This window comes from Streptomyces sp. A5-4, from assembly GCF_051131715.1.
Classification (GTDB): Bacteria; Actinomycetota; Actinomycetes; order Streptomycetales; family Streptomycetaceae; genus Streptomyces.
Map to the genome: position 1 here is coordinate 8047721 of NZ_CP178591.1, position 23437 is coordinate 8071157.

Genomic DNA, 23437 nt, shown 5'->3' on the forward strand with positions numbered 1-23437 from the left:
GCTTCACGGCGGCGTGCGACCGGCCGGGCGGTGCGCCCCGCTCCCTACCGGGCCGATTCACCGACGGGGAACGGGAACTCATGGGTGCGCCGAGGTGAGCTTTCCGGCGGCTGCCATGGCCAAGAGCGTGACGCACGTCCCCCACATCAGCTGCCATTTGGCGCATCGCGCCTGGCGGGGGCCTCGGGCGGGCCGGAGAGTTCGTCCATGCGCGTCTTCCGTGTGGCGTTGTGCTGTGCGCCCGGAGCTGCGGCCGTCGGGCTCCTGCTGCTGTGCGCCACCACGGTGGACCCGGCGGGGCGGTACGGGCCGACCAGTCCCTGTACCGGTCGATGATGCCCGCGGCCGCCGCGCCGGTGCGCCGGGCGGCCGGGGTGGGCGAGCTGCCGATTGTCGTGCCCCGGGTGAACTGGTTGGCGGGCGCGGCGTACACCCAGCCGCCCGCCCGCTACGCCGACCGCGTCGACGCGGTCTTCGTGCACCACACCGACTCCCCGAACGGCTACGACTGCGCCGACGCCCCGGGCGTCATCCGCAATCTGTACGCGGGGCAGGCCGACGCCCGGCAGTGGGACGACATCGGCTACAACTTCCTCGTCGACCGCTGCGGCACCATCTACGAAGGCCGCGCGGGTGGCGCCGACCGCCCCGTGGTCGGCGCGCACACCCAGGGCTTCAACCGGCGCACGGCGGGCATCGCCGCGATCGGCACCTTCACCGCGGGCATGGCGGTACCCAAGCCCATGACCGATTCCATCGCGGTACTCGTCGCCTGGAAGCTCGGCATGTCGGACATCGATCCGCGTTCCACGGTCCGGCTGATCTCCACCCACAGCCTGAGCAAGTTCCCGGCGGGTACGAGTGCGCTGTTCCAGGTCGTGTCGGGCCACAGCGACGGCTACTCCACGCACTGCCCGGGTTCGGCACTGGCCGCCGAGCTGCCCGCCATCAGGGAGGCCGCCGCCCGTCTCCAGGGCCGGTAGCTTGCCGGGTGGGATCCGTACTCAGCCGCGCGCCTGTGGGATCCGTCCACGGAAATACGCGCCCGGCGGGTTCGTCCAGGAAGTAACTCAGGCCAAGCCGTACGCAGTTGTTCCTTCGCGTCGCACCAGTGGCGGGGCGGAGGGAGACAGTCCGCCTGGCCGCATCAACTTACTTGTCTGCACGGCCTGTTGGCTACGTCGTCCTCCCGTGCCACGCTGGTATCCGCCTGAGGGGGGACGCATGAGCAGTGGCATCGAGCGCACCCGGAACGACGGACGGCCGGAGCGGCCGGGCAAGGGCGAGCGGGTCGCCGACTGGGCGGACGGGCGCCTGGGCATCCACACGCTGGCGAAGAGCCAGATGCGTAAGATCTTCCCCGACCACTGGTCGTTCATGTTCGGCGAGATCTGCCTCTACAGCTTTCTGATCCTGATCCTCACCGGGGTCTATCTGACGCTCTTCTTCGAGCCGAGTGGCATGGAGGTCGTCTACGACGGCGCGTACACACCCCTGAACGGCATCCGCATGACCCGGGCCTTCGAGTCCACGGTGGACATCAGCATGGAGGTGCGCGGCGGGCTGCTGATCCGGCAGATCCACCACTGGTCCGCGCTCATCTTCGTCGCCGCGATGCTCGCACACATGATGCGGGTGTTCTTCACCGGAGCCTTCCGCAAGCCGCGCGAGATCAACTGGCTGTTCGGCTGGACCCTGTTGATGCTCGGCATCATCACGGGGCTGACCGGCTACTCGCTCCCCGACGACCTGCTGTCCGGCACCGGTCTCCGGTTCGCGCAGGGTGCGATCCTGTCGGTGCCGGTGGTGGGGACGTATCTCTCCTTCTTCCTCTTCGGCGGGGAGTTCCCCGGCGACGACATCATTCCGCGGCTCTTCTCGGTGCACGTGCTGCTGCTGCCCGGGATCATGCTGGGGCTGGTCGTCGCCCATCTGATCCTGGTCTTCTACCACAAGCACACCCAGTTCGCCGGTCCCGGACGGACCGAGAAGAACGTGGTGGGCGCGCCGTTCATGCCCATCTACATCGCCAAGGCCGGCGGCTTCTTCTTCCTGGTATTCGGCGTCATCGCGATCGTCGCGGGGCTGTTCCAGATCAACCCGGTCTGGCTGTTGGGCCCTTATCGGCCCGACCTGGTCTCCACCGGCGCCCAGCCCGACTGGTATCTGGGGTTCTCCGAAGGGCTGATCCGGGTGATGCCCGCCTGGGAGATCAGCGGGTGGGGGCACACGCTCCAACTCGGGGTCTTCATCCCCTTCTCGCTCTTCCCGCTGATCATGATGGCCATCGCGGTGTATCCGTTCATCGAGGCCTGGGCCTCCGGGGACAAACGCGAACACCACATCGCGCAGCGCCCGCGCAACGCCCCGGTCCGCACAGCGCTGGGCGTCGCCTGGCTGACGCTGTACTTCGTCCTGCTGATCGGCGGCGGCAACGACATCGTGGCCACCCGCTTCCATCTCTCCATCAACGCGATCACCTGGTTCGTGCGGATCGGGGTCTTCGTCGGCCCGGTGCTGGCGTTCGTCGTCACCCGGCGGATCTGCCTGGGACTTCAGCACCGCGACCGGGACAAGGCGCTGCACGGCAGGGAGAGCGGCATCATCAGGCGGCTGCCGCACGGCGAGTACGTCGAGGTCCACAAGCCTTTGTCGCAGGCGCAGTTGCACGTTCTCACCGCGCATGAGCAACCCGAGCCCTTCGAGCTGGGGCCGCGGGTCGACGCCAACGGCGTCACATGCAGGTTCAGGCGCTCCGAGCTGCTGCGGGCCCGGCTCGCGCGGGCCATGTACGGCCCCGGCTCGCACGTGCCCAAGCCCACTGTCGAGGAGTACCGGGCACTCAACAGCGGCGACGGGCACCACTGAGGAGCGTGGGGAAGGCCGGCGACAGCGCGTACCTCTCATGTGTTCTTCACGCAGTGCTCCTACGGTGAGTTCCGTGACGCATCAGACTCCGCCCGGTTGGCACTCCGACCCCGGGCACACAGGTGACGGGCCGGCCCTCCAACGCTGGTGGGACGGCAGCCGATGGACCGACGAGACACGCCCCGCGCCCCCGCCGCACATACCCGGGCCCGGAGCCGCGTGGCCTCCCCCGGAACCGAAGGCACCAAACCGGCGGGCCCGTGCGGCCGTCGCGGCGGCCGTGGCCGTTGCGGTGCTGGCCGCGGTCGGCGGCGGCGCCTATCTGCTGGGGAGTTCGGACGACTCCGGGAACGACCGTGACGCCGCCGGTTCGTCGGCCGCGCCCTCCCCGGACGACGGTGGCGGCGACGGCAAGGGCGACGGTGAGGGGCAGGAGCCGAAGGAGCCTGGCGGCCCGGGTGGCGAGAGCGCGGCGCCTGAGGCGCCGCCCGCCGAGGACGGCTTCGCCACTGACGGCGCGGCGGGCGTCAGCCTTCCGGTGCTCGACGGCTGGACCGGAAAATCCGGGCGGGTCGGCGCGACCCTGAGCACCGGCGAGCACCCCTGCCCCGGTGACGCCGGGGAGTCCTGCCAGCGCGGGGGAGTCTTCTCCGCCCCCGCGCTCGCACTGGGCTCCAAGGCCACCGAAGCCAAGGCGGCGGCCGAGGCGGACATCGCGGGCAACGCGAAGGAGTCGTACGGCGGCAAGAGCTACGGAAAGATCACCTCGCACGAGCAGCTGAAGGCCGAGGCCGTCGAGGTCGCCGGGCAGAAGGGCTTCCTGGTGCGCTGGAAGGTCGTGACGCAGAAGGGCGACGACGGCTATGTGCAGTCGCTCGCCTTCCCGTCACCGAGCGTCAAGGGCCGGCTCGTCATCGTCCGTTCGGGGTTCGACATCAGCGACAAGGCGCCCGGACTGCCCGTCATGGACAAGATCACGGACGGCATCAAGGCCGCCAAGGGCACCGGGAACGGCCAGGACGTATGAGGTCTCCCGGCGGGTCGTGAAGCTCCGCTGTTGACCCGGTTAAGAAATCCTCGATGGACTCGGCGGGCCGGGCTCGGCACATTGGGGGACGTTCACGATCAGTCCCCTCACGCCTGGAGCCGCAGCGATGAAGGCCCTTGTCAAGCAGAAGGCCGAGCCCGGCCTGTGGCTCATGGATGTGCCCGAGCCCGAGACCGGCCCCGGTGATGTGCTGATCAAGGTGCTGCGCACCGGGATCTGCGGCACCGACCTGCATATCCGCTCGTGGGACGGCTGGGCCCAGCAGGCCGTCACCACGCCCCGCGTCCTCGGCCACGAGTTCGTCGGGGAGGTCGCCGCGGTCGGCTCCGACGTACGCGACATCGCGGTCGGTGACCTGGTGAGCGGCGAGGGGCACCTGGTCTGCGGGAAGTGCCGCAACTGTCTGGCCGGCCGCAGGCATCTGTGCCGCAGCACCGTCGGGCTCGGGGTCGGCCGCGACGGCGCCTTCGCCGAGTACGTGTCGCTGCCCGCGTCGAACGTGTGGGTCCACCGGGGCAAGGTCGACCTCGACATCGCCGCCATTTTCGACCCGTTCGGCAACGCCGTGCACACGGCCCTGACGTTCCCGCTGGTCGGCGAGGACGTACTGATCACCGGTGCGGGCCCGATCGGCATCATGGCGGCGGCGGTCGCCCGCCACGCCGGCGCCCGCAGTGTCGTGATCACCGACATCAGCCCGTCCCGCCTGGAGCTCGCCCGCAAGGTCGGCGCGACCCTCGCGGTCAACGTCGCCGAGACGACCATCGCCGACGCGCAACGGCGGCTCGGCCTCAAGGAGGGCTTCGACATCGGCCTGGAGATGTCCGGCCGCCCTGAGGCCATGCGCGACATGGTCGACAACATGACGCACGGCGGCCGGATCGCCATGCTGGGGCTGCCCGCCGAGGAGTTCGCCGTCGACTGGTCGAAGATCGTCACCTCAATGATCACGGTCAAGGGCATCTACGGCCGCGAGATGTTCGAGACCTGGTACGCGATGACGGTCCTGCTCGAAGGCGGCCTCGATCTCGCCCCGGTGATCACCGGCAGCTACGGCTACCAGGACTTCGACGCCGCGTTCGACGAGGCCGCGACGGCCCGCAGCGGCAAGATCATCCTCGACTGGACCGCCTGACCCGTCACCGGCTCGCAGGCCCGTCCCGTCCGTCCCCTCCAGAACTGTCCGGCCCCCTCGGAACCCTCGCAAGGAGCCCTCCCATGTACGCGTCCGTCCGCGACGATCTGCGCACCGACCTCGACGAGATCCGCGCCGCCGGTCTCTTCAAGCCCGAGCGCGTCATCGGCACCCCGCAGTCCGCCTCCGTCGCCGTCACGGCCGGTGGCCGCCCCGGTGACGTCCTCAACTTCTGCGCCAACAACTACCTCGGCCTCGCCGACCACCCCGAGGTCGTCGCCTCCGCCAAGGCCGCCCTCGACCGCTGGGGCTACGGCATGGCGTCCGTGCGCTTCATCTGCGGCACCCAGGAGATCCACAAGGAGCTGGAGCAGCGCCTGTCGGACTTCCTCGGCCAGGAGGACACGATCCTCTACTCCTCGTGCTTCGACGCCAACGGCGGCGTCTTCGAGACCCTCCTCGGCCCCGAGGACGCGGTCATCTCCGACGCCCTCAACCACGCCAGCATCATCGACGGCATCCGCCTCTCCAAGGCCCGCCGCTTCCGGTACGCCAACCGCGACCTCGCCGACCTGGAGCAGCAGCTCAAGGAGGCACAGGGCGCCCGCCGCAAGCTCATCGTCACCGACGGCGTCTTCTCCATGGACGGCTACGTCGCCCCGCTCGCCGAGATCTGCGACCTGGCCGACCGTTACGACGCCATGGTCATGGTCGACGACTCGCACGCCGTCGGCTTCGTCGGCCCCGGCGGCCGGGGCACCCCCGAGCTGCACGGTGTGATGGACCGCGTCGACATCATCACCGGCACCCTCGGCAAGGCACTCGGCGGCGCGTCCGGCGGCTATGTCGCCGCCCGCGCCGAGATCGTCGCCCTGCTGCGCCAGCGCTCCCGCCCGTACCTCTTCTCCAACTCCCTCGCCCCGGTCATCGCCGCCGCCTCCCTCACGGTCATCGACCTGCTGGAATCCGCCGGTGAGCTGCGCGAACGGCTCGCCGCGAACACCAAGCTGTTCCGTACGAGGATGGGCGACGCCGGGTTCGACATCCTCCCCGGCGACCACGCCATCGCCCCCGTCATGATCGGTGACGCCGCCGAGGCCGCCCGGATGTCCGACCTGCTCCTGGAGCGCGGCGTGTACGTCGTCGGCTTCTCCTACCCGGTCGTTCCGCACGGCAAGGCCCGGATCCGGGTCCAGCTGTCCGCCGCGCACTCCACCGCCGACGTGGAGCGGGCCGTAGCCGCGTTCATCGACGCACGGGAGGCGCTGGCCGCCGAGTAGGTCCCGGCAGCTCGCGCGCCGGGGACCCCATTCGTGGTTCTCGCCGCCGGGCAGAGAGAATGCGGGGGTGATCGACCCCCGGCGACTGCGGATCCTGCGGGCCGTGGCGGACCACCGAACGGTGACCGCCGCGGCCGCCGCCCTGTATCTGACGCCCTCCGCCGTCTCCCAGCAGCTGGCCGCCCTGGAGCAGGAGACCGGCCACAGCCTGCTGACTCGCAGCAGCCGCGGCGTCGGTCTGACCGCGGCCGGCGAGATCCTGCTGGCGCACGCGCACGCCGTGCTCGCGCAGCTGGAGCGCGCTGAGGCCGAGCTCGCCGCGCACGCCGGGGGAGAGGCGGGCGAGGTCAGGGTGGCCGCCTTCGCCACCGGCATCGCCGAGGTGCTGGCCCCCGCCATCGGACACCTCGCCGACCGGCACCCGGGCATCCGGGTCCGGGTGCGCGACGCCGAGGGCGACGAGAGCCTTCCGCTGGTGCTCGACGGGGAGGCCGACCTGGCGCTCACCGTCGAATACCGGGGCGCGCCCCACAAGAACGACCCCCGGCTCGCGCGCGTGCCCCTCTACGCCGAGCCGTTCGACGCCGTACTGCACGCCGCGCATCCACTGACCCAGGGCGCGCACGTGTCCCTCGCCGAGCTCGCCGACAGCGACTGGATCGGCCCCTATCCCGGCAACCCCTGCCACGACGTGATGCTCCTCGCCTGCGAACTCGCCGGATTCCAACCGAGGTTGACGCACTCGTCCGACGACTTCCGGGCCGTGGTCGCCCTCGCCGGAGCGGGCGCCGGGGTGGCGCTCGTGCCACGCTCGGCGCTGCGCGGCATGGAGCTGAAGGACGCCGTCGTACGCCCGGTCGCGGGCCCCGCGCCGACGCGGCGGGTATTCGCCGCCGTGCGCCGGGGGGCCGACCGGCATCCGCTGATCCGGCCGGTGCTCGATGCCATGGCGCACGTGGCCGAGGGCCTCTCCACCGGCTGACGGAGCCGCTGCCTATGCTCGGGACGTGAACCGAACCGCGAGGTACGCGCCCGTGGCCCCGGCGCTGGGCGAGCCCATGGGGCGGTTTGAGCTGCCGGTGGACCCCGGTACGCCGTTGCTGTGGGCCCTCGACGCGGTCCGGCACGGGGACACCGCCGAGCGGCTCGCCGCCGCGGTGCTCGACGCCGAGGAGAAACGGCGCGCGGCGGCGTTCCGACGGGAGGCCGACCGCAGGTGCTACCTCACCGCGCACGTCGGCCTGCGGGTACTCCTCGGCTCCTGCCTCGGCGTCGGCCCCGCCGAGGTCCCGCTGCGCCGCGAGCCCTGCGTGTCCTGCGGAGGCCCGCACGGGCGGCCCGTGACGGGGGACGGGCGCATCCACTTCTCGCTGTCGCACAGCGGAGACCTGGCGCTGCTCGCCTGCGCGACGGTACCGGTGGGAGTGGACATCGAGGCCGTCCCGCGGCCCGAGCACGCCCGGGAGATCAGCGGCGTGCTGCACCCCACCGAGATCGCTGAACTCGCCGCCCTGCCCGAGGCCGAGCGGCCGGCCGGCTTCGCGCGGGCCTGGTCGCGCAAGGAGGCGTACCTCAAGGGCATCGGCACCGGACTCGCCCGCAGCCCCTCGCTCGACCATCTCGGCACCGGCCCGAAGCCGGTGTCCCATCCGGTGGGATGGACCATCCATGACGTTGACGCGCCGCCCGGGTTCGCCGCCGCGGTCGCCGTCCGGCACGGCGGCGGGTCATGAACCCGGGGCTGACCACGGGTGCGACAGCCGAGGAGGGCCGCGCCGGGTCCGCGGCCGGCGGAACCGTTCGCTCCGCCGCACGCGACGGGAGGCGTCAACGGCCGTCACCCGTCCCGGCCCAAAGTGCGCGGATCGATTCCGTCTGCCGCGCGGCGGGGATACGCTCGAGGTCCGCCACTGTTGGGGAGGGATGATGGTGCCCCGGCCGGAGCCCCCGGTCACCGTCCCGCTCTTCGAGCGGGAGACGGAACTCGCCGCTGGCGCACAGGCCGTTGAGGCACTGTGCGCGGACACACCCGCCGGTGGAGTTCTGGTCTACAGCGGTGAGGCGGGACTGGGAAAGACAGCGCTGCTGTCCGAGTTACGGCGCATCGCCGCCGGGCGTTGCACGGTGTGGTCCGCGCGGGGTGGCGAGACTGTCACCTCGGTCCCTTTCCACGTCGTACGACAGCTGATGCAGGTCGCCCTGCACATGCCGGGAGTCGTGGACCCCCGGGAGTTGCTCGGCGACTGGTACGACATCGTGGGACCCGCGCTCGGCGTGACCGCACCGGGCGGGCAGGCCGACCCGCAGGGCGTCCGCGACGGCCTGGACGCCCTGGTCCTGCGGCTCGCCGACATACACCGCCCGCTCGTCCTCATCGTCGACGACGCGCACTGGTCCGACCAGGAAACCCTCGGCTGGCTGGCCTCCTTCGTCCAGCGCGGCAGCGGCCTCCCCGTGCTCGTCGTCATCGCGTACCGCACCGAGGAACCCGTCGGTGACACCGCGGAGTACATCCGCACCATCGAATCGGCCGCACGGCAGTGCGTGGTGCTGCGGGCCCTCACCCCCGAGGCCACCGCCGGTCTCGCCAGGGCCACCGTCGACGCGCACGCGGACGACCCGTTCTGCCGCGAGGTGTGGGCCGTCACCGGCGGCAATCTGTACGAGACCGTGGAGCTCCTCGCCAAAGTGCGCGACGAGGACCTGGACCCAGTCGAAGGATCGGCGGGGGCACTGCGCGCCCTGGGCGCCTCTGCGCGCGGCACCGGGCTGATCGCCAGGCTGGAGGAGATGGGCAATAAGACCACCCGGTTCGCCTGGGCGGCCGCCATCCTCGGCACCGACATCTCCCTGGCCGTGTTGGGACCGGCCGAGGCAGCCGAGTGCGCCGATCGGCTGCGGGCGGCCCGCATCCTGCTCGGGGACGATCCGATGGAGTTCGCGCACCCGCTCATCGCGGGCGCCGTCTACCGCGCCATCCCGCCCGCCACGCGCACCGCCATGCACGGCCGGGCCGCCTGGGCGGTCACCCGGGCCGGGCGGGGAGCGGCAGCCGCCGCCAGGCACCTGCTCGAAGTGCATCCGGACGACGACGCGGAGCTCGTCGAGCAACTGCGTGAGGCAGCGGCCGAGCATCTCGCGGTGGGCGCCCCGGACGCCGCCCGGCGCTGCCTGGAGCGGGCCCTGCAGGAACCGCCGTTGCTCGATGTGCACGCCCAGGTGCTGTACGAACTGGGCTGCGCCACCCTGCTGACCTCACCCGCCACCACGGTCGGCCACCTACGGGCCGCGCTCGACATGCCGGGGCTCGACGCAGCCCAGCGCGTCGACGTCGTCTTCCGGCTCTCGCAGGCGCTCACCCACAACAACCAGACCCGTGAGGCGGCGCAGGTGGTCGCCGCCGAAGCCGCCAGGACCGCTCCCGGTCCGGCCAGGATGCGCCTGCAGGCCGTGCACTTCCTCTGGGAGGGAGTGCAGGCGAGCGAGGACGACGGCCCGGGGCGCTCCCGCAGGCTCGCCGAGATGGCCGACGGGCTCCCCGGCCGGGACAACTCCGAACGGGCCCTGCTGATATTGAGGGCCTTCGACAGGGCCGCCCGCGGCGAGAACGCCGAAGAGATCATCCAGATCTGCGACCGCGCGCTGCCCGACGGGGAGCTCGCGCCGGGCCTGGGCTGGACCAACACGGCGTGGGGCTTCGAGCCCCCGGCCCTGTTGGGGCTCACCTACGCGTTCGCGGACCGGCTCGACCGGGCCGAGAGCCTGTTCGGCGAGGCGCTGCGGGCATTCGAGATCTCCGGTTGGAGCGGCGGCCACCTGGCCTTCGCGCATGCCCTCGTCGGCTATCTGCAGCGCAGGCGCGGCAACCTCGCGGAGGCCGAGACGTATCTGCGTGAGAGCCTGCGGCTCGCCGAGCGCGTCGGCAACGGCCTGCCGATGCACTGGGACGCCGCGTGCATGCTGATCGACACACTGCTCGCGCGGGGGCGGATCGACGCGGCCCAGGAGGCCGCGGACCGTTACGCGTTCGCCCCGCCCTACCCGTCCTCGATCGTGATCCCGGACGCGCAGTCCGTGCGCGGTCGGCTGCTGCTCGCCCAGGGCCGTACCAAGGACGCCGTCGTCGAGCTGGAAGCGGCGGGCGAGATACTGAAGACGCGCGGTCGGCACAACGGGGTCATGGCCCCGTGGGCGAGCGACCTGGCCCGTGCGGTGGCCGCGGACGACCCGGAGCGCGCGGCCGAGCTCGCCGCCTACGTCCGTGACCACGCCGAGCGGTTCGGTACGGACACGGCCATCGGCGAGTCACTGCGCTGCGCGGCGGCCCTGGAGACGGGCGAGCGGGCCGTCGAACTGCTGGCCAAGGCAGTGGTGTTCCTCGAAGCCTCGCCCTGTGCGTACGAGCACGCACTCGCCCGCGTCGAGTACGGGATCGCCGCCGGGTCCGCCGCCGAACTGCGCCGCGGCCTCGCCCTGGCCGAGGTGTGCAGCGCCGACGGGCTGGTGGCGCTGGCCCGCCAGGCACTGGCGGCGGGCCCGAAGGCCTAGACACCGCCGGGGTGTTGGGCCCGGAGGATCGTCAGCGTTCGAGTTCCTTGTGGGCGTTCTCCGGCAGCCGGAAATATATCGCCGACGACACCAGGCACAGCACGGCCACGTACCAGGGGAAGAGCCCGGGGCGGCCCATCTCCTTGAAGAGGGTGCCCACATAGGGCGCCGTACCGCCGAAGAGGGCAACCGTGAGCGAGTACGGGAAGCCGATGCCGGCCGCGCGGACCCGGGCCGGGAACAGCTCGGCGTTGACCGCCGCCGAGATCGACGTGAACCCGGTGAGCAGTACCATCCCCGCGCACTGCACCAGCAGCAGCGAGGTGAAGGTGCCGTTCAGGGAACGCAGCAGCGGGACGCTGAACAGCGCGAAGCCCAGGCCGAAGAAGAGCAGCAGCGGCTTGCGGCCGACGCGGTCGGAGAGCATTCCGCCCAGCGGCTGGAGCAGCGCGAAGAAGGCCAGCGAGAGTGTGCCGGCGAGCAGTGCGTCGGACTTCGACATTCCCGTGTTGAGCTCGGCGTACGTCGGCAGATAGGACGTCCAGGTGTAGTACGCGAGAGTGCCGCCCGCCGTGATGCCGCAGATCAGCAGGGACTGGCGCGGGTGGTGACGCAGAGCGTCGAAGAGACCGGGGCGCGGCTCCTTGGAGCGTTCATCGGAGAGCGTCTCCTGCGCCCCGCGCCGGATCCAGAACCCGACCAGGCTGAGGACCGCGCCCAGAATGAACGGGACGCGCCAGCCCCACCCCTCCATCCGCGCGTCGGCGAGGTTGCCGACGAGGAGGGCGGCGATGCCGGACGCGGCGAGCTGGCCCACGGTGGTGGAGACGTACTGGAAGCTGGAGAACAGACCGCGCCTTCCCGGCCCCGCCGACTCGACCAGGAAGGTGGTGGAGGCGGCGAACTCGCCTCCCACGGAGAGTCCCTGGAGGAGCCGTGCGCACACCAGCACCACCGGAGCGAGGACGCCCACGGACGCGTAGGTCGGGGTCAGGCCCACCAGCAGGCTGCTGCCGCCCATCAGGAGGATGGTGACGGTCAGCGCGGCCCGCCGGCCGTGCCGGTCCGCGACAGCGCCCATCAGCAGCCCGCCGACCGGCCGCATGAAGAAGCCCACCGCGAAGACGGCGAAGGTGGACAGCAGGGGGACCAGCGAGTTTCCGGCGCCGTGGGGGAAGATCTGGCCCGCGATATAAGTGGCGAGGAAGGTGTACGCGTACCAGTCGTACCACTCGACGGCGTTGCCCACGGAGGCGGCCATCAGCTGCCGGACGGGCCGCCGGGTCGGCGTGAGGGTCTGAGTCATGATCACGACCCTGTCCGGGGACGGGCTCCGTACACAAGTGGTGCGGTGTTACGGCTTTGTGGCGCGAGGGGCGCGGCATGATGCGTAGGCCCCTCCCGTATGCCTGTACCGCGCGCCCGTACCGCGATCCCCGTATCGCAGCCCCTCGAAGGAGTTGACACCGTATGCCGCAGCCCAGCCAGCCGGACGCCCCCGTCGTCGTCAGCAGCGCCGCAGGTTCGTTCGCCCGGAGTGTCCTCGTCGAACGGCACCCCGCGCTGATCGAGCGGGTACGCCGCGCCACCGCCTACCCGCCGGAGCAGCAACGCGCCCTGGACGGTCTCCTGGACGAGATCACCAAGGATGTGATGGAGCCCCTCGGTGAGGACGAGCCGGAGGCCGCCGCGTGGCGGCAGTGGGACGAGGGACATCTGGGGCGCCCCTGGACGGACGCGCCGTTCCTGTGGGCGGAGAGCTTCTTCTACCGCAGGCTGCTGGGAGCACTGGGCCACTTCGCGCCGGGGGCGTGGCAGGGAATCGACCCGTTCGCGCCCTTCAAGGACGCCGAACTGACCGGTGCGAAGCTCGGCGCGGAACTGGCCGCACTCGACGATGTCCCCGAACTCACCCCGGAGCAGCAGGACATCACGCTGCTGCACGCGTCACTCTGGGGAAACCGCGCCGACCTCGGGTTCCAGCTGTCGGCCGGTGAAGCGGGTCTGGGCGAGCGGGTCACCGGGCTGGTCGCGGACGACACGGCCGCGCTGTGGCGCCTGCTGGGCCGGGGGCGGCCCGGGAAAGTGTGCCTGGTCGCGGACAACGCGGGGGCCGAACTGCTGCCGGACCTGGTGCTCGCCGACCATCTGCTCGCCACCGACCGCGCCACGTCCGTGACCCTGCACATCAAACCGCACCCGTACTACATCTCCGACGCCACGACGGCCGACGTCCTCGGCTGCCTGGCACGGATGGCGGCCGGCGGCGGCCGGGCGGCGGAAATCGCCGAGCGGCTGCGCGGGGCGGTGACCGACGGGCGTCTGCTCCTGCGGGCGCATCCGTTCTCGTGCGCGCCGCTCCCGTACGCCGACATGCCCGCCGACCTTCGGGAGGACTTCGCGTCCGCCACGCTCACGATCATGAAGGGCGACCTGAACTACCGTCGCCTGGTGGGTGACCGACACTGGCCGGCCACCATCCCCTTCGGCGAGGTCACCGGCTACTTCCCCGGTCCGGTCGCCGCGCTGCGCACCTTGAAGTCCGACGTCGTCACCGGTCTCTCGGCGAGGACGGTCGCGGAACTCGACGCGGCGGGGCGGCCGTGGCGCACCAGCGGCACACACGCCCTTGTCCGGCTCAGCGAGTGAGACGAGGCCCACGACCGTGCGGGCCGGGGCGCCGGTGCCGGTGGCTGCGCCTGGGTGGGCACCAGGTCCAGGGACGGTGCCGGGAGCGGGAGCGGGGGCGTCGGTGCCGTCGCCGGTGCACGGGTCAGCAGGAGTACGCCGCGCGTCGCCGCCGCCGCACCCACGAGCGCCAGCAGCAGGCCCACGGGACCGCCCTGGAGGCGCTCGCCCAGCAGCGTCAGACCGATGAGCGAGGCAGCGAGCGGATTGGCGAGGGTCACCAGGGCGAGCGGCCCGCCGAGGCCGCCGCGGTAGGCGGTCTGCGACAGCAGCAGCCCGCCCGCAGCGAGCCCCGCCACGAGCAGCGCCACGACCGCGATACGCCAGGTCAGCAGCAGTCCGGCGCCATGGGCGGCAGCCGCCACCGTCACGGTCTGGGTCAGCGCGGAGGCGACCCCGGAGGTGAACCCGGACGCGGTGGCGTGTCGCAGTCCCGGGTGGCGGGAGCCGGTCCGGGTCAGCACGGCGACCAGCGTCATCGTGACGGCGGCGACCCCCAGCGCCTCCGGCAGGCTGAGCGTCTCGTGCGGTGCGGCGCCCCGCGCCGCGAGGAGCAGCGCGGCGAGCCCGAGGATCGTGAGAGCCGTGCCGCGCCATTCGACGAGGGTGACGTGCCGGCCCGCGAGGCGTGCGCCCAGCGGTACGGCGGCGACCAGGGTGAGAGCGCCGAGCGGCTGCACGAGGGTGAGCGGGCCGAAGCTGAGGGCCGCCACGTGCAGCAGCGCCCCGCCCGCGTTCAGACCGATCGCGCCCCACCAGGCGGCGCGGCCGAACAGGGCGAGGACACCGGCCGACGGTTCGCTGCGCGCGGCGAGACGCTGCTGCGTCACCGCCGCGCTCGCGTAGGCGACGGCGGAGGCGAGCGAGAGGGCGACGGCCACGAGGGTCGCGTTCACCGGGAGCCTCCCGAGACGGCCAGCGGGGCGGCCGACGCGGTGGCGACCGGTACGGGGGAGGGGCACCCGGCGCGCGGGGCGGTGACGCGCTGTGGCAGCCGGGTGATCGCGAGAGCGACGCCGAGCAGCGCCACGGCCACGATCGCGTCGATCCAGTAGTGGTTGGCCGTGCCGACGATCACCAGGAGCGTCAGCAGGGGATGCAGCAGCCACAGCCACCGCCAGCGCGAGCGGGTGGCGGCGATGAGGCCCACCGCGACCATCACGGCCCAGCCGAAGTGCAGCGAGGGCATGGCCGCGAACTGGTTCGCCACCGTGTCGGTGGTGGGTGTCGCCCCGTACACGCTCGGCCCGTAGACCTGGCCGGTGTCGATCAGACCGGCCGCGCCGAGCATGCGCGGCGGGGCGAGCGGCATGAGCAGGTGCAGCGCTAGGGCGGCGCCCGTCAGCACGGCCAGGGCCTGCCGGGCACCGGTGTAATGGCCCGGTCGGCGCCAGTACAGCCAGACCAGGAAGACCACGGTCGCCGGAAAATGCACGGTCGCGTAATAGGTGTTCGCGAAGCGGACCAGCGACTCACTGTGCAGCAGCACACCCTGTACGGAACCCTCACCCGGCAGGTGGAGGAACCGCTCAAGATTCCAGACGCGGTCGGCGTTGCGGTACGCGTCGGCGACATGGCCGTTCGCGGCCTGACGGCCGAGCTTGTAGACGATGAAGAGTCCCGCGACGAGTAGGAACTCGCGCACGAGGGGTGGTCGGGCAGTAGTGTCCGGCTCCCGTTCGGCAGGCTCAGTGCGGGTGTCCATCACCCGGCCCCTTTGCATCACGACACGATGTGCTGTGGCGGCGGCCTGGTCTGCACCACGCCCTATCGATACGCCAGTGTACCGATACGCAGCCGTATCGGTACACTGGCGTATCGATAGGGCGCCCGCAACCGGATTTCAGATCCACCCGGATCCATGGAGAGGACAGGTCATGCCGTCGCAACCGATCTCGCCGTCGCCGGACCAGGATCCGGTGGTCGCCGTGCGCCGTTCCAAGATCACACCGGAGCGTGAGCAGGAGTTCTTCCAGGCGGTCCTCGACCTGCTCAGGGAGAGCGGCTACGACGCCCTCACCATGGAGGGCGTCTCGGCGCGCATCAGATGCGGCAAGTCGACCCTCTACCGCCAGTGGAAGACCAAGCCCCAGCTCGTCGCCGCCGCGCTGCGCGGTACCCGGTGCGTACAGCTCACGGACATCGACACCGGGACCCTCGCCGGTGACCTGCGCGCCGCCGCCGGTGCGGCGGGCGCGGCGTCCGGCCGCGACACCCTGCTGCTGCACTCGCTCAGCCACGCGGCCCTGCACAACCCCGACCTGCTGGAGGCCATGCGCGAGGCGCTGGTCGAGCCGGAGGTCGTGGCGATCGAGGAAATGATCCGGCGCGGTGTGGCGCGGGGCGAGGTCGCGGCGGGCAATCCGGCCTGCGAGTTCGTCGCGGCGCAGCTGCTGGGGGTCATGCGGGCGCGGCCGATGCTGGAGGGAACGTACGCGGACGAGGCCTATCTGGTCCGGTTCCTGGAGGCGGCGGTCTTTCCCGGGCTGGGTGTGCGGGGCTGAGGGGGCGCGTGCGGGCTGTTTCCCGGCCCGCCCCTTCGCGTCGTGCCATTGCGCGGCAATTGCGCGGCTGCCGCCGCGCGGCGCGGACCTGGTCCGTAAGCGCCGGTCCGTAAGCGCCGGTCCGTAAACGCCGGACCGCAGGGCGCCCAGGGAGTCTGAGGGCTCACCCCCGGTCACGGGAGGGGGCGGGGGCGGGGGCAAGGCCCTGCGGACCCGTCCCGGCCCCGCGTCCGCTACCGTCCCGCGCAGTCCAGGCTCTCCAGGTCCACCGCGTCGCTCATCAGCCGCATCCCCGCGTCGTTGGGATGCAGATGGTCGCCGCTGTCGTACGCGGGCAGCATCCGCGTCGGGGCCATCGGATCCACGACCGTCTCGTCGAAGTCGACGACGTGGTCGAAGGCGCCGCTGTGCCGGATGAAGGCGTTGACCTCCTGCCGGACGGCCTCGCCGCTCTCGGTCCACTCCCGCCAGCCCTCGTACGGCATGACGGTCGCGCCCACGACACAGATGCCCGCCGCGTGCGACCGGTCGATGAGCTGCTCGTACGCCGCGATCAGGGAGGCGGCGGTCGGTGCGGGGGTGGCCTTGATGTCATTGACCCCTTCGAGCAGGATCATGGTCCGCACGCCCCGCTGCGACAGGACGTCCCGGTCCAGCCGCTTCAGTGCGCTCTCGCCGGAGCCGTCGGTCAGGATCTTGTTGCCGGAGATCCCCTCGTTGGCGACGCCCTTGATGCGCGAGCCCGGCTCGGCGAGCAGCCTGCGGGCGAGGAAGTCCGGCCAGCGGCGGTTGGTGTTCGCGGTCGAGATGGCGCCGTCGGTGATCGAGTCACCGAGCGTGGCCACGGCTCCGGTGCCGCGCCCGGCGCCCACCGTCACCGCGTCCAGGTAGAACCAGGAAGAGATCTGCTGGGTGTACGGGGTCGCGGAGACGTCCGCGGCATGGTTACCGGCAGGGGCGATGTACGAGGTCTGGAGAGCCATCTTGTGGCCGGTCGCGGCGCCGCCGGCGCTGCGCACGTAGAGGCTGACGGCCAGCTCGGACTGCGCCCGCACGGTGCCGGGCAGCGGATCGCTGTACACGGAGCCGCCGGGCGCCACGGTCACCGCCGGTGCGCCGCGGAAGGCCAGTGGCCGGTTGCTGCCGGGCACCAACGCGGCCCCGGCGGACCGCAGTCCGGCGAAAGCGCGGCCGAAGGTCACCGGCTGGTCGCCGAAGGTATTGGAGAGCCGGATCCGCAACCCGCTGCCGCCGGCGCTGGTGTGGACGATGAGGCGGTACGTGCGCTCCGGGGCGGCGCCCGCGGTGCTGAGCCGGTCGGTGCTGGCGGCCCAGGTGACGACGGGGGCGGTGGCGGCGGGAGCGGCCGGTGCGGCGTGGGACGCCGCCGCGGCCGTGAGGACCGTGCTCGCCGCGACGGCGACGGCGGTCAGGATGTGGACGACGGGTCTGCGCGGCCTCGGTCTGTTCATGGCGCGGAGGTTCCTCCCATACGGTGCAAGCACGGCGGTGCCGCTGAAGGCACTGGAGGAATTCACTCCCGCCACGGCGCGCGCTGTCCAGGGCGCGCCGTCGTTCGGGTGACGGCGTGTCCGAGAACCGGCGGATGCCGGGGCCGTCGTGCTTCGGTCGCGCCGGTCTCGGCGGCGCCGAGAGGTCCCGGCGGCGCCGGTCCGCCTCAGGGGCGCCGCCACGACGCGGAGGACCAGACGGGCGCGGTGCCCGCGAGCCGGCACACCATCAGGTAGAGCGGGATCGGCGGGGTGTACGGGGCGGTGCCCTCGGGCGAGTGGATCAGGCGGGGATGCGTGGCCGGTACGTACGCCCCGGTGACATAGCGGGCCGGGGACGGCCAGGGGAGTCCGAGGTTCGACTGGGAGGGGACGATCCACCACCACAGGTCGGCGTCGGCGAAGACGCAGCCGGGACGCGTCAGATGCGACAGGAGCCTGAGTCCGTGCCGGGCGGGCAGCCCCACCGCGTCGCAGCCCAGCGGGGTGGACAGGTCGGGCGGGACGGGCAGCCGGACCCGGCCGCCGTGGCCGGCGCGACGTACCCGCGAGAGGCGGCCGGCCGGCAGGCTGGTCATCGCGGTCCTCAGCAAGGCAGCTCCGCCCAGACCACGCGACCGGGCCCGTCCTCGACGTCACGCGTTCCCCAGAAACTGCTCAGCGTGTCCACGAGCTGCAGCCCTCGGCCGTACTCGTCCTCGGCGCCGTGGCGCAGTCGGGGGCCCATCGGCCGCTGCCCCTGGTCCTGTACGGCGACGCGCAGTCTGCCGTCACTGTCGCGCAGCTCGCAGGCGAAATGCTCGCTCGCGGTGTGCAGTACCGCGTTCGTGACGAGTTCGGACACGATCAGCGCCGCGATGTCGCGGGTGTCCTCGTCGATGCCCCAGTGGTTCAGCTGATCACAGGTCAGACGCCGTGCGCGGGACACATATTCGGCCCGTGCGGGTAACTCGAACCCGTACCGCCGAATGTCCGCACCCCGACATCGATCCATGAGTCGGGGTACAAGCGTGTTTCCTGGTGCCACGAGCGATCCTCACGGTGGGGCAGCGCCGGATCGCGCTTCCCCCGTGGTAGCGCGCGGCATCCGCGTGAAGTGTTACACCAGGCAACTCTCCCTCTGAATGAGACACTTGGCAAGGGGCACTCTGGAAAGTCCACAGTGGCATTTCCTTAGCCGCAGGTGCGTGGCACACTGCTCGGCAACAGCACAGGGGAGGTCCCAAGTGAGCGAACCGCGGTCTGCCCCGACTGTGGGCCAGGTCGTTCTCGGCAAGCGCCTGCAGTATCTGCGTGAGAGAGCAGGCCTGGGCCGCGATGAGGCCGCCAAGGTGCTCCGGGTCGCCCCGGCCACCATCCGCAGGATGGAGACGGCCGAGGTCGCTCTCAAAATTCCCTACATCCAGCTGTTGTTGAAGGCGTACGGGAATTCCGAGGCCGAGGCCGAGGCCTTCGTCGAGCTCGCCGAGGAGGCCAACAGGCCGGGCTGGTGGCAGCGCTTCCACGGCATCCTGCCCGACTGGTTCAGCATGTACGTCAGCCTGGAGGGCGCCGCCGCGCTGATCAGGGCGTACGAACCGCACTTCGTCCCCGGCCTGCTGCAGACCGAGGACTACGCCCGCGCGATCATGCGCACCGGGGCCGTGGGTCAGACGAGACCCGAGGACATCGAGCGGCACGTGGCCCTGCGCATGGAACGCCAGAGCCTGCTCACGCAGCCGGGCGCCCCGAAGCTGTGGGTGATCATGGACGAGACGGTCCTGCGTCGGCCCGTCGGTGGCCCGGGTGTCCAGGCGGCGCAGCTCGACCGCCTCATCGACGCCGTGGAGATGGCCAACGTCACCGTGCAGGTCGCCGAGTTCGCGACCGGCCATCACCCCGGTACGTACGGGCCCTTCGTCCTCTTCCGCTTCGCCGTCCCTGAACTCCCGGACATGGTCTACAGCGAGTACCTGACCGGCGCCGTGTATCTCGACGCGCGCCCCGAGGTGGCAGCCCACCTCGAAGTCATGGACCGCATGGCGGCACAGGCCGCCACCGCACATCGCACGAAGGAGATTCTGAAGAATCTCCGCAAGGAGCTCTGATGGACCCCATATACAACGGCATGCCGGCGGCCGAACTGCCCTCCGAAGGCTGGTACAAGCCATGGAGCGGCGGCAACGGCGGCAACTGCGTCGAGGCCATGAAGCTGGCCGACGGTCGGGTCGCGGTCCGCCAGTCCGCCGACCCCGACGGCCCCGCACTGATCTACACCAACGGTGAGATCGCCGCCTTCATCCAGGGAGCCAAGGCCGGCCAGGCCGACTTCTTGCTCACCTGACCCGAGTACCTGATCCTGTTGACTCCTGCTGCTCACCGAGACCCCATGGAGCGTCGTATGACCGGGCCGGACCCCACCGCTGTCGTGATCGACACCAGCAAGCCGCACCCCGCGCGCATGTACGACTGGTTTCTGGGCGGCAAGGACAACTACCCCGTTGACGAGGAGATGGCGAAGCAACTCCTGGCGCTCGACTCGCGGGGCCGCGACATGGCGCGGGTCAACCGCGCGTTCATGCACCGGGCGACGCGCTGGCTCGCCGAGAGCGGCATCCGGCAGTTCCTCGACATCGGCACGGGCATACCCACCGAACCGAACCTGCACCAGATCGCCCAGCAGACGGCCCCGGACGCGCGCATCGTCTACTGCGACAACGACCCGATCGTGCTCGCCCACGCGGAGGCACTCCTGCGCAGCACCCCGCAGGGTGCCACCGAGTACATCCAGGCCGACGCGCGCGAACCGGCCGCCATCCTGGAGCGGGCCGGGAAGACACTCGACTTCACACAGCCCGTCGCGCTGTCGCTCGTCGCGCTGCTGCACTTCGTGGACGACGAGGACGGCGCGCACGAACTGGTGGCCTCCCTCATGGACCCCCTGCCCTCCGGCAGTTACCTCGTCCTTTCGCACGTCACCGGGGACTTCTCCCCTGAGGGCGCGGTCAAGGCCAGGGAGCTCTACCGCGCCAAGGGCCTCACCCTGCGCCCCCGAACCCGCGACGAGTTCGCCCAGTTCTTCGAGGGCTTCGAGTTGGTGGAGCCCGGTGTCTCGCTGGCCGCCGACTGGCTTCCGGCGCTCGGCGAAGTCGTGCCGGTCACCGGCGACGCCCCGATCCCCGGGTACGCGGGCGTGGCACGCAAGATCTGAGCGCGAGGCGGGGCGCCCGCCGGACGTCAGTCCTGGGTCGTCGTGGACCGGGGTGCGCCGGGAGAGATCGTGAGCCGGGTGGGGGCCATGGCCGCCGGCTCGGGGAGGCGCAGGCCGTCGCGGCCCGGGGTCAGCGAGCCCAGGATGCTCGGGCGATGGGCGCCGGTGCACGACGGGACGGTACCGGCCAGGCCGTGCGCGGTCAGCCAGCCCAGCACGGCGAACGCGTACGCCTCCTTGGCGGCCGAGGGCAGGCCGAGCACGTCCGACGTCCGCAGGACCGCCGCGCCGCCGGGACCCGGCCCCGCGCCCAACTCGGTGCGCAGCATGGCCATCAGCGTCGGATTGAGGGTGCCGCCGCCCGACGCGATCACCTCGCTCGCCCCGGCCGCGCGGACGGCGTCGGCGACGGTGCGCGCTGTCAGCCGGGTGAGCGTGGCGACGACGACCTCGGCCGGCAGCGGGTCGAAACCGGCCAGGGCGGCCCGCAGGTACGGTAGATGGAACAGCTCCTTGCCGGTCGTCTTGGGTGCGGCCCGCGCGTAGTAGGGCTCCGCCAGCAACCGGCGCAGCAGCGGCTCATGGACGCTCCCGCGAGCGGCGAGGCCGCCGTCCACGTCGTACGCGAGACGCCCACCCGTCAGGTCCTGGACGGCCGCGTCGATCAGCGCGTTGGCGGGCCCGGTGTCGAAGGCGAGCGGGTCACCACTGCCGGCGGCCACGGTGACATTGGCGATGCCGCCGAGATTCAGCGCGACCGGCACGCCGGGCCGTCCGCGCAGCCACATGACGTCGAAGATGCTCACCAGCGGCGCGCCCTGGCCGCCGGCGGCGACATCGCGGGTCCGGAAGCCGGAGACGACGGGGCGCCCGGTGGCCTCGGCGATCCAGTCGGGCTGCCCGATCTGGAGAGTGCCGCGGGCCCGCCCGCTCTCGATCCAGTGGTAGACGGTCTGCCCATGTGAGGCGATCAAGTCGGCTTGTGCGCCGCACAGTTCACGCTCCGCGCGCACGGCGAGCGCGGCGAAGGCCTGACCGATGAGCGTGTCCAGCCAGCACACCTGCGCCATGCTGGTCGGCGCGGGCGGCAGCGCGGCGGCCAGCCCCGCACGGAGATCGCCCTCGTACGGCGCACTGAGCATCCCGAGCGGAGTCAGGACCAGGGTGTCGCCGTCGAGCCGCAGATCCGCCGCCGCCGCGTCGATCGCGTCGTACGACGTCCCCGACATCAGCCCGATCACCCGCATGGTGCCCGTCCTGTCCGTCCCGCTCCTGCCGTTCGTCGCGCTCATCGCAGTGCCTTCTTGTGGTCGTCGCCGCGCAGGGTGAGCAGGGCCAGGACGCTGATCGCGCAGGTCGCAGCCGCGTAGTAGGCGGGGATGTCGACATCGCCGGTCCGTTTGACCACCTCGGTGATGATGAGCCCGGCGCACCCGGAGAAGACCGCGTTGGACAGCGAGTACGCCAGGCCGAGCCCGGTGTAGCGGACGGTCGTCGGGAACATCTCGGCGAGCATCGCGGGGCCAGGACCCGCCATCAGCCCCACGGCGGCGCCCGCGCCGAACAGGGCCGCGCCCTTGGCGAGCGTCGGGGCGCCGGGGTCCTGCACCAGATTCAGCAGCGGCAGCGCGAGCACGGCGACCAGGGCCGCGCCCGCCACCATCACCTTGCGCCGCCCGATCCGGTCACTGACCAGGCCGGCGGGCAGGATCGAGGCCGCGAAGCCGAGATTGGCCAGCACGGTGGCGATCAGAGCCTCCTGGAACGTCGCGTCCAGGGAGCTCTGGAGGTACGACGGGAGGACGACGAGGAACGTGTAGCCCGCGGCCGACCAGCCCATGAGCCGCCCCGCGCCCAGTGCGATGGCCCGGGCCGTCTCGCCCACGGGGGGCCGCACCGGCACGCTTCGGCCACCGGCCGCCGCCGTGAAGGCGGGGGTCTCGTCCAGGCGCAGCCGCAGCCACAGGGCGACGAGTCCGAGCGGCAGAGTCAGCAGGAACGGCACCCGCCAGCCCCAGTCGTTCAGCCGCTCCTCGCTCAGCGCGGTCGCCAGCAGTGCCGCCATGCCCGCGCCGCCGAGCAGTCCGAGCGCCACCGTGAACGACTGCCATGCCCCATACCTGCCGCGCCGCCCAGGCGGGGCGAACTCCGTCATGAGGGACACCGCCCCGCCGAACTCCCCGCCCGCGGAGAGGCCTTGGAGGATGCGCAGGAGGGTGAGCAGCCAGGGGGCGGCGGCGCCGATGGTGGCGTACGTCGGCAGCACGCCGATCAGGGTCGTGGCGCCGGTCATCAGGCAGATGACCAGGATGAGCGTGGGGCGCCTGCCGATCCGGTCGCCGACCCGCCCGAAGACCGCGGCGCCGACGGGGCGGAAGAAGAACGCCAGGGCGAAGGACGCGTAGGTCTTGACGAGCCCCTCGACGTCGCTGCCGCCCTCGGGGGTGAAGAAGTGCGTCGCGATGATGGTCGCGAAGTACCCGTAGACGCCGAATTCGTACCACTCGATGAAGTTGCCCACGGATCCCGCCGCCAGCGCTCGGCGCGGTCGGGGTGGCTGAGTCGGCGCGGGCGCGGGAGTGACCATGGCGAGAGGCTTCCAGCAGGCGTTCCTTCCCAATCACCGGACGGGCGGCCAATCACCGGCCCGGCACCCGGCCACGGG

The 23437-nt window shown here is 71.7% G+C and carries 20 protein-coding genes and 1 pseudogene; 13 read left to right on the plus strand and 8 right to left on the minus strand.

Annotation, left to right across the window (positions count from 1 at the left end; translation table 11 throughout):
• Positions 1-272 precede the first annotated feature (272 nt).
• The 8 genes from ACLLJJ_RS37630 to ACLLJJ_RS37665 all read left to right on the plus strand — a co-directional run bounded on the left by ACLLJJ_RS37630 (position 273) and on the right by ACLLJJ_RS37665 (position 10879).
• The gene (locus ACLLJJ_RS37630) at positions 273-983 is read left to right on the plus strand and encodes a peptidoglycan recognition protein family protein (protein ID WP_434599194.1); all 711 of its coding nucleotides are present in this window, start codon (positions 273-275) and stop codon (positions 981-983) included.
• 241 nt (positions 984-1224) lie between these two features.
• On the plus strand, positions 1225-2868 hold the full coding sequence (gene qcrB, locus ACLLJJ_RS37635; RefSeq protein ID WP_434599195.1) for a cytochrome bc1 complex cytochrome b subunit: 1644 nt from the start codon (positions 1225-1227) through the stop codon (positions 2866-2868).
• Positions 2869-2941: 73 nt separating this feature from the next.
• Positions 2942-3895: a DUF2510 domain-containing protein gene (locus ACLLJJ_RS37640; RefSeq protein WP_434599196.1), complete on the plus strand. Its 954-nt coding sequence runs from the start codon at positions 2942-2944 to the stop codon at positions 3893-3895.
• Positions 3896-4022: 127 nt separating this feature from the next.
• Positions 4023-5051 carry an L-threonine 3-dehydrogenase gene (tdh, locus tag ACLLJJ_RS37645; RefSeq protein ID WP_434599198.1) on the plus strand — a complete coding sequence of 343 codons (1029 nt, stop codon included), beginning with the start codon at positions 4023-4025 and terminating at the stop codon, positions 5049-5051.
• Positions 5052-5134: 83 nt separating this feature from the next.
• Positions 5135-6331 (plus strand): glycine C-acetyltransferase, encoded by a 1197-nt coding sequence (locus ACLLJJ_RS37650; protein WP_434599199.1) that lies wholly within the window; start codon positions 5135-5137, stop codon positions 6329-6331.
• Between the two features lie 67 nt (positions 6332-6398).
• Complete coding sequence (locus tag ACLLJJ_RS37655; protein ID WP_434599200.1) at positions 6399-7313, plus strand: LysR substrate-binding domain-containing protein; 915 nt, start codon at positions 6399-6401, stop codon at positions 7311-7313.
• A gap of 25 nt (positions 7314-7338) precedes the next feature.
• Complete coding sequence (locus tag ACLLJJ_RS37660) at positions 7339-8064, plus strand: 4'-phosphopantetheinyl transferase family protein (RefSeq protein WP_434599201.1); 726 nt, start codon at positions 7339-7341, stop codon at positions 8062-8064.
• Positions 8065-8257: 193 nt separating this feature from the next.
• Positions 8258-10879 (plus strand): ATP-binding protein, encoded by a 2622-nt coding sequence (locus ACLLJJ_RS37665; protein WP_434599202.1) that lies wholly within the window; start codon positions 8258-8260, stop codon positions 10877-10879.
• Positions 10880-10910: 31 nt separating this feature from the next.
• Here the strand turns inward: ACLLJJ_RS37665 and ACLLJJ_RS37670 are convergent, their stop codons facing one another.
• A complete protein-coding gene (locus ACLLJJ_RS37670) occupies positions 10911-12185 on the minus strand; it encodes an MFS transporter (RefSeq protein WP_434599203.1) in 1275 nt (424 codons plus the stop codon).
• A gap of 164 nt (positions 12186-12349) precedes the next feature.
• Between ACLLJJ_RS37670 and ACLLJJ_RS37675 the strand changes: the two are divergent.
• Positions 12350-13396 (plus strand): annotated as a pseudogene (locus ACLLJJ_RS37675) (damage-control phosphatase ARMT1 family protein); the annotation flags it as partial.
• Here the strand turns inward: ACLLJJ_RS37675 and ACLLJJ_RS37680 are convergent.
• Positions 13381-14463, minus strand: coding sequence for a DMT family transporter (locus ACLLJJ_RS37680; RefSeq protein WP_434599204.1), 1083 nt, complete (start codon positions 14461-14463; stop codon positions 13381-13383). The pseudogene ACLLJJ_RS37675 and the gene ACLLJJ_RS37680 overlap by 16 nt on opposite strands.
• The gene (locus tag ACLLJJ_RS37685; RefSeq protein ID WP_434599205.1) at positions 14460-15272 is read right to left on the minus strand and encodes a phosphatase PAP2 family protein; all 813 of its coding nucleotides are present in this window, start codon (positions 15270-15272) and stop codon (positions 14460-14462) included. Before ACLLJJ_RS37685 ends, ACLLJJ_RS37680 begins: the two co-directional genes overlap by 4 nt.
• A 172-nt stretch (positions 15273-15444) precedes the next feature.
• On the opposite strand from ACLLJJ_RS37685, the gene ACLLJJ_RS37690 reads away from it, so the two are divergent.
• Positions 15445-16071 (plus strand): TetR/AcrR family transcriptional regulator, encoded by a 627-nt coding sequence (locus tag ACLLJJ_RS37690; RefSeq protein WP_434599207.1) that lies wholly within the window; start codon positions 15445-15447, stop codon positions 16069-16071.
• 233 nt (positions 16072-16304) lie between these two features.
• Here ACLLJJ_RS37690 and ACLLJJ_RS37695 read toward each other — a convergent pair whose 3' ends face one another.
• From ACLLJJ_RS37695 to ACLLJJ_RS37705, 3 genes are all read right to left on the minus strand, one after another.
• Entirely contained in the window at positions 16305-17543 is a 1239-nt protein-coding gene (locus ACLLJJ_RS37695; RefSeq protein WP_434599208.1) for an SGNH/GDSL hydrolase family protein, read from the minus strand.
• Positions 17544-17749: 206 nt separating this feature from the next.
• Complete coding sequence (locus tag ACLLJJ_RS37700; RefSeq protein ID WP_434599209.1) at positions 17750-18175, minus strand: hypothetical protein; 426 nt, start codon at positions 18173-18175, stop codon at positions 17750-17752.
• Positions 18169-18609 (minus strand): ATP-binding protein, encoded by a 441-nt coding sequence (locus tag ACLLJJ_RS37705; RefSeq protein ID WP_434599210.1) that lies wholly within the window; start codon positions 18607-18609, stop codon positions 18169-18171. The genes ACLLJJ_RS37700 and ACLLJJ_RS37705 overlap by 7 nt, the downstream gene beginning before the upstream one ends.
• Positions 18610-18808: 199 nt before the next feature.
• Here ACLLJJ_RS37705 and ACLLJJ_RS37710 point away from each other — a divergent pair, with 199 nt between their 5' ends.
• From ACLLJJ_RS37710 to ACLLJJ_RS37720, 3 genes are read left to right on the plus strand one after another with little or no spacing between them, the layout of a single operon-like run.
• Positions 18809-19669 (plus strand): helix-turn-helix domain-containing protein, encoded by an 861-nt coding sequence (locus ACLLJJ_RS37710; protein ID WP_434599211.1) that lies wholly within the window; start codon positions 18809-18811, stop codon positions 19667-19669.
• Complete coding sequence (locus tag ACLLJJ_RS37715; protein ID WP_434599212.1) at positions 19669-19905, plus strand: DUF397 domain-containing protein; 237 nt, start codon at positions 19669-19671, stop codon at positions 19903-19905. Before ACLLJJ_RS37710 ends, ACLLJJ_RS37715 begins: the two co-directional genes overlap by 1 nt.
• A 57-nt stretch (positions 19906-19962) precedes the next feature.
• Entirely contained in the window at positions 19963-20772 is an 810-nt protein-coding gene (locus tag ACLLJJ_RS37720; RefSeq protein WP_434599213.1) for an SAM-dependent methyltransferase, read from the plus strand.
• Between the two features lie 26 nt (positions 20773-20798).
• On the opposite strand, the gene ACLLJJ_RS37725 is transcribed toward ACLLJJ_RS37720, so the two are convergent.
• Positions 20799-22019 carry an anhydro-N-acetylmuramic acid kinase gene (locus ACLLJJ_RS37725; RefSeq protein WP_434600631.1) on the minus strand — a complete coding sequence of 407 codons (1221 nt, stop codon included), beginning with the start codon at positions 22017-22019 and terminating at the stop codon, positions 20799-20801.
• 41 nt (positions 22020-22060) lie between these two features.
• Positions 22061-23359, minus strand: coding sequence for an MFS transporter (locus ACLLJJ_RS37730; protein ID WP_434599215.1), 1299 nt, complete (start codon positions 23357-23359; stop codon positions 22061-22063).
• Positions 23360-23437 lie beyond the last annotated feature (78 nt).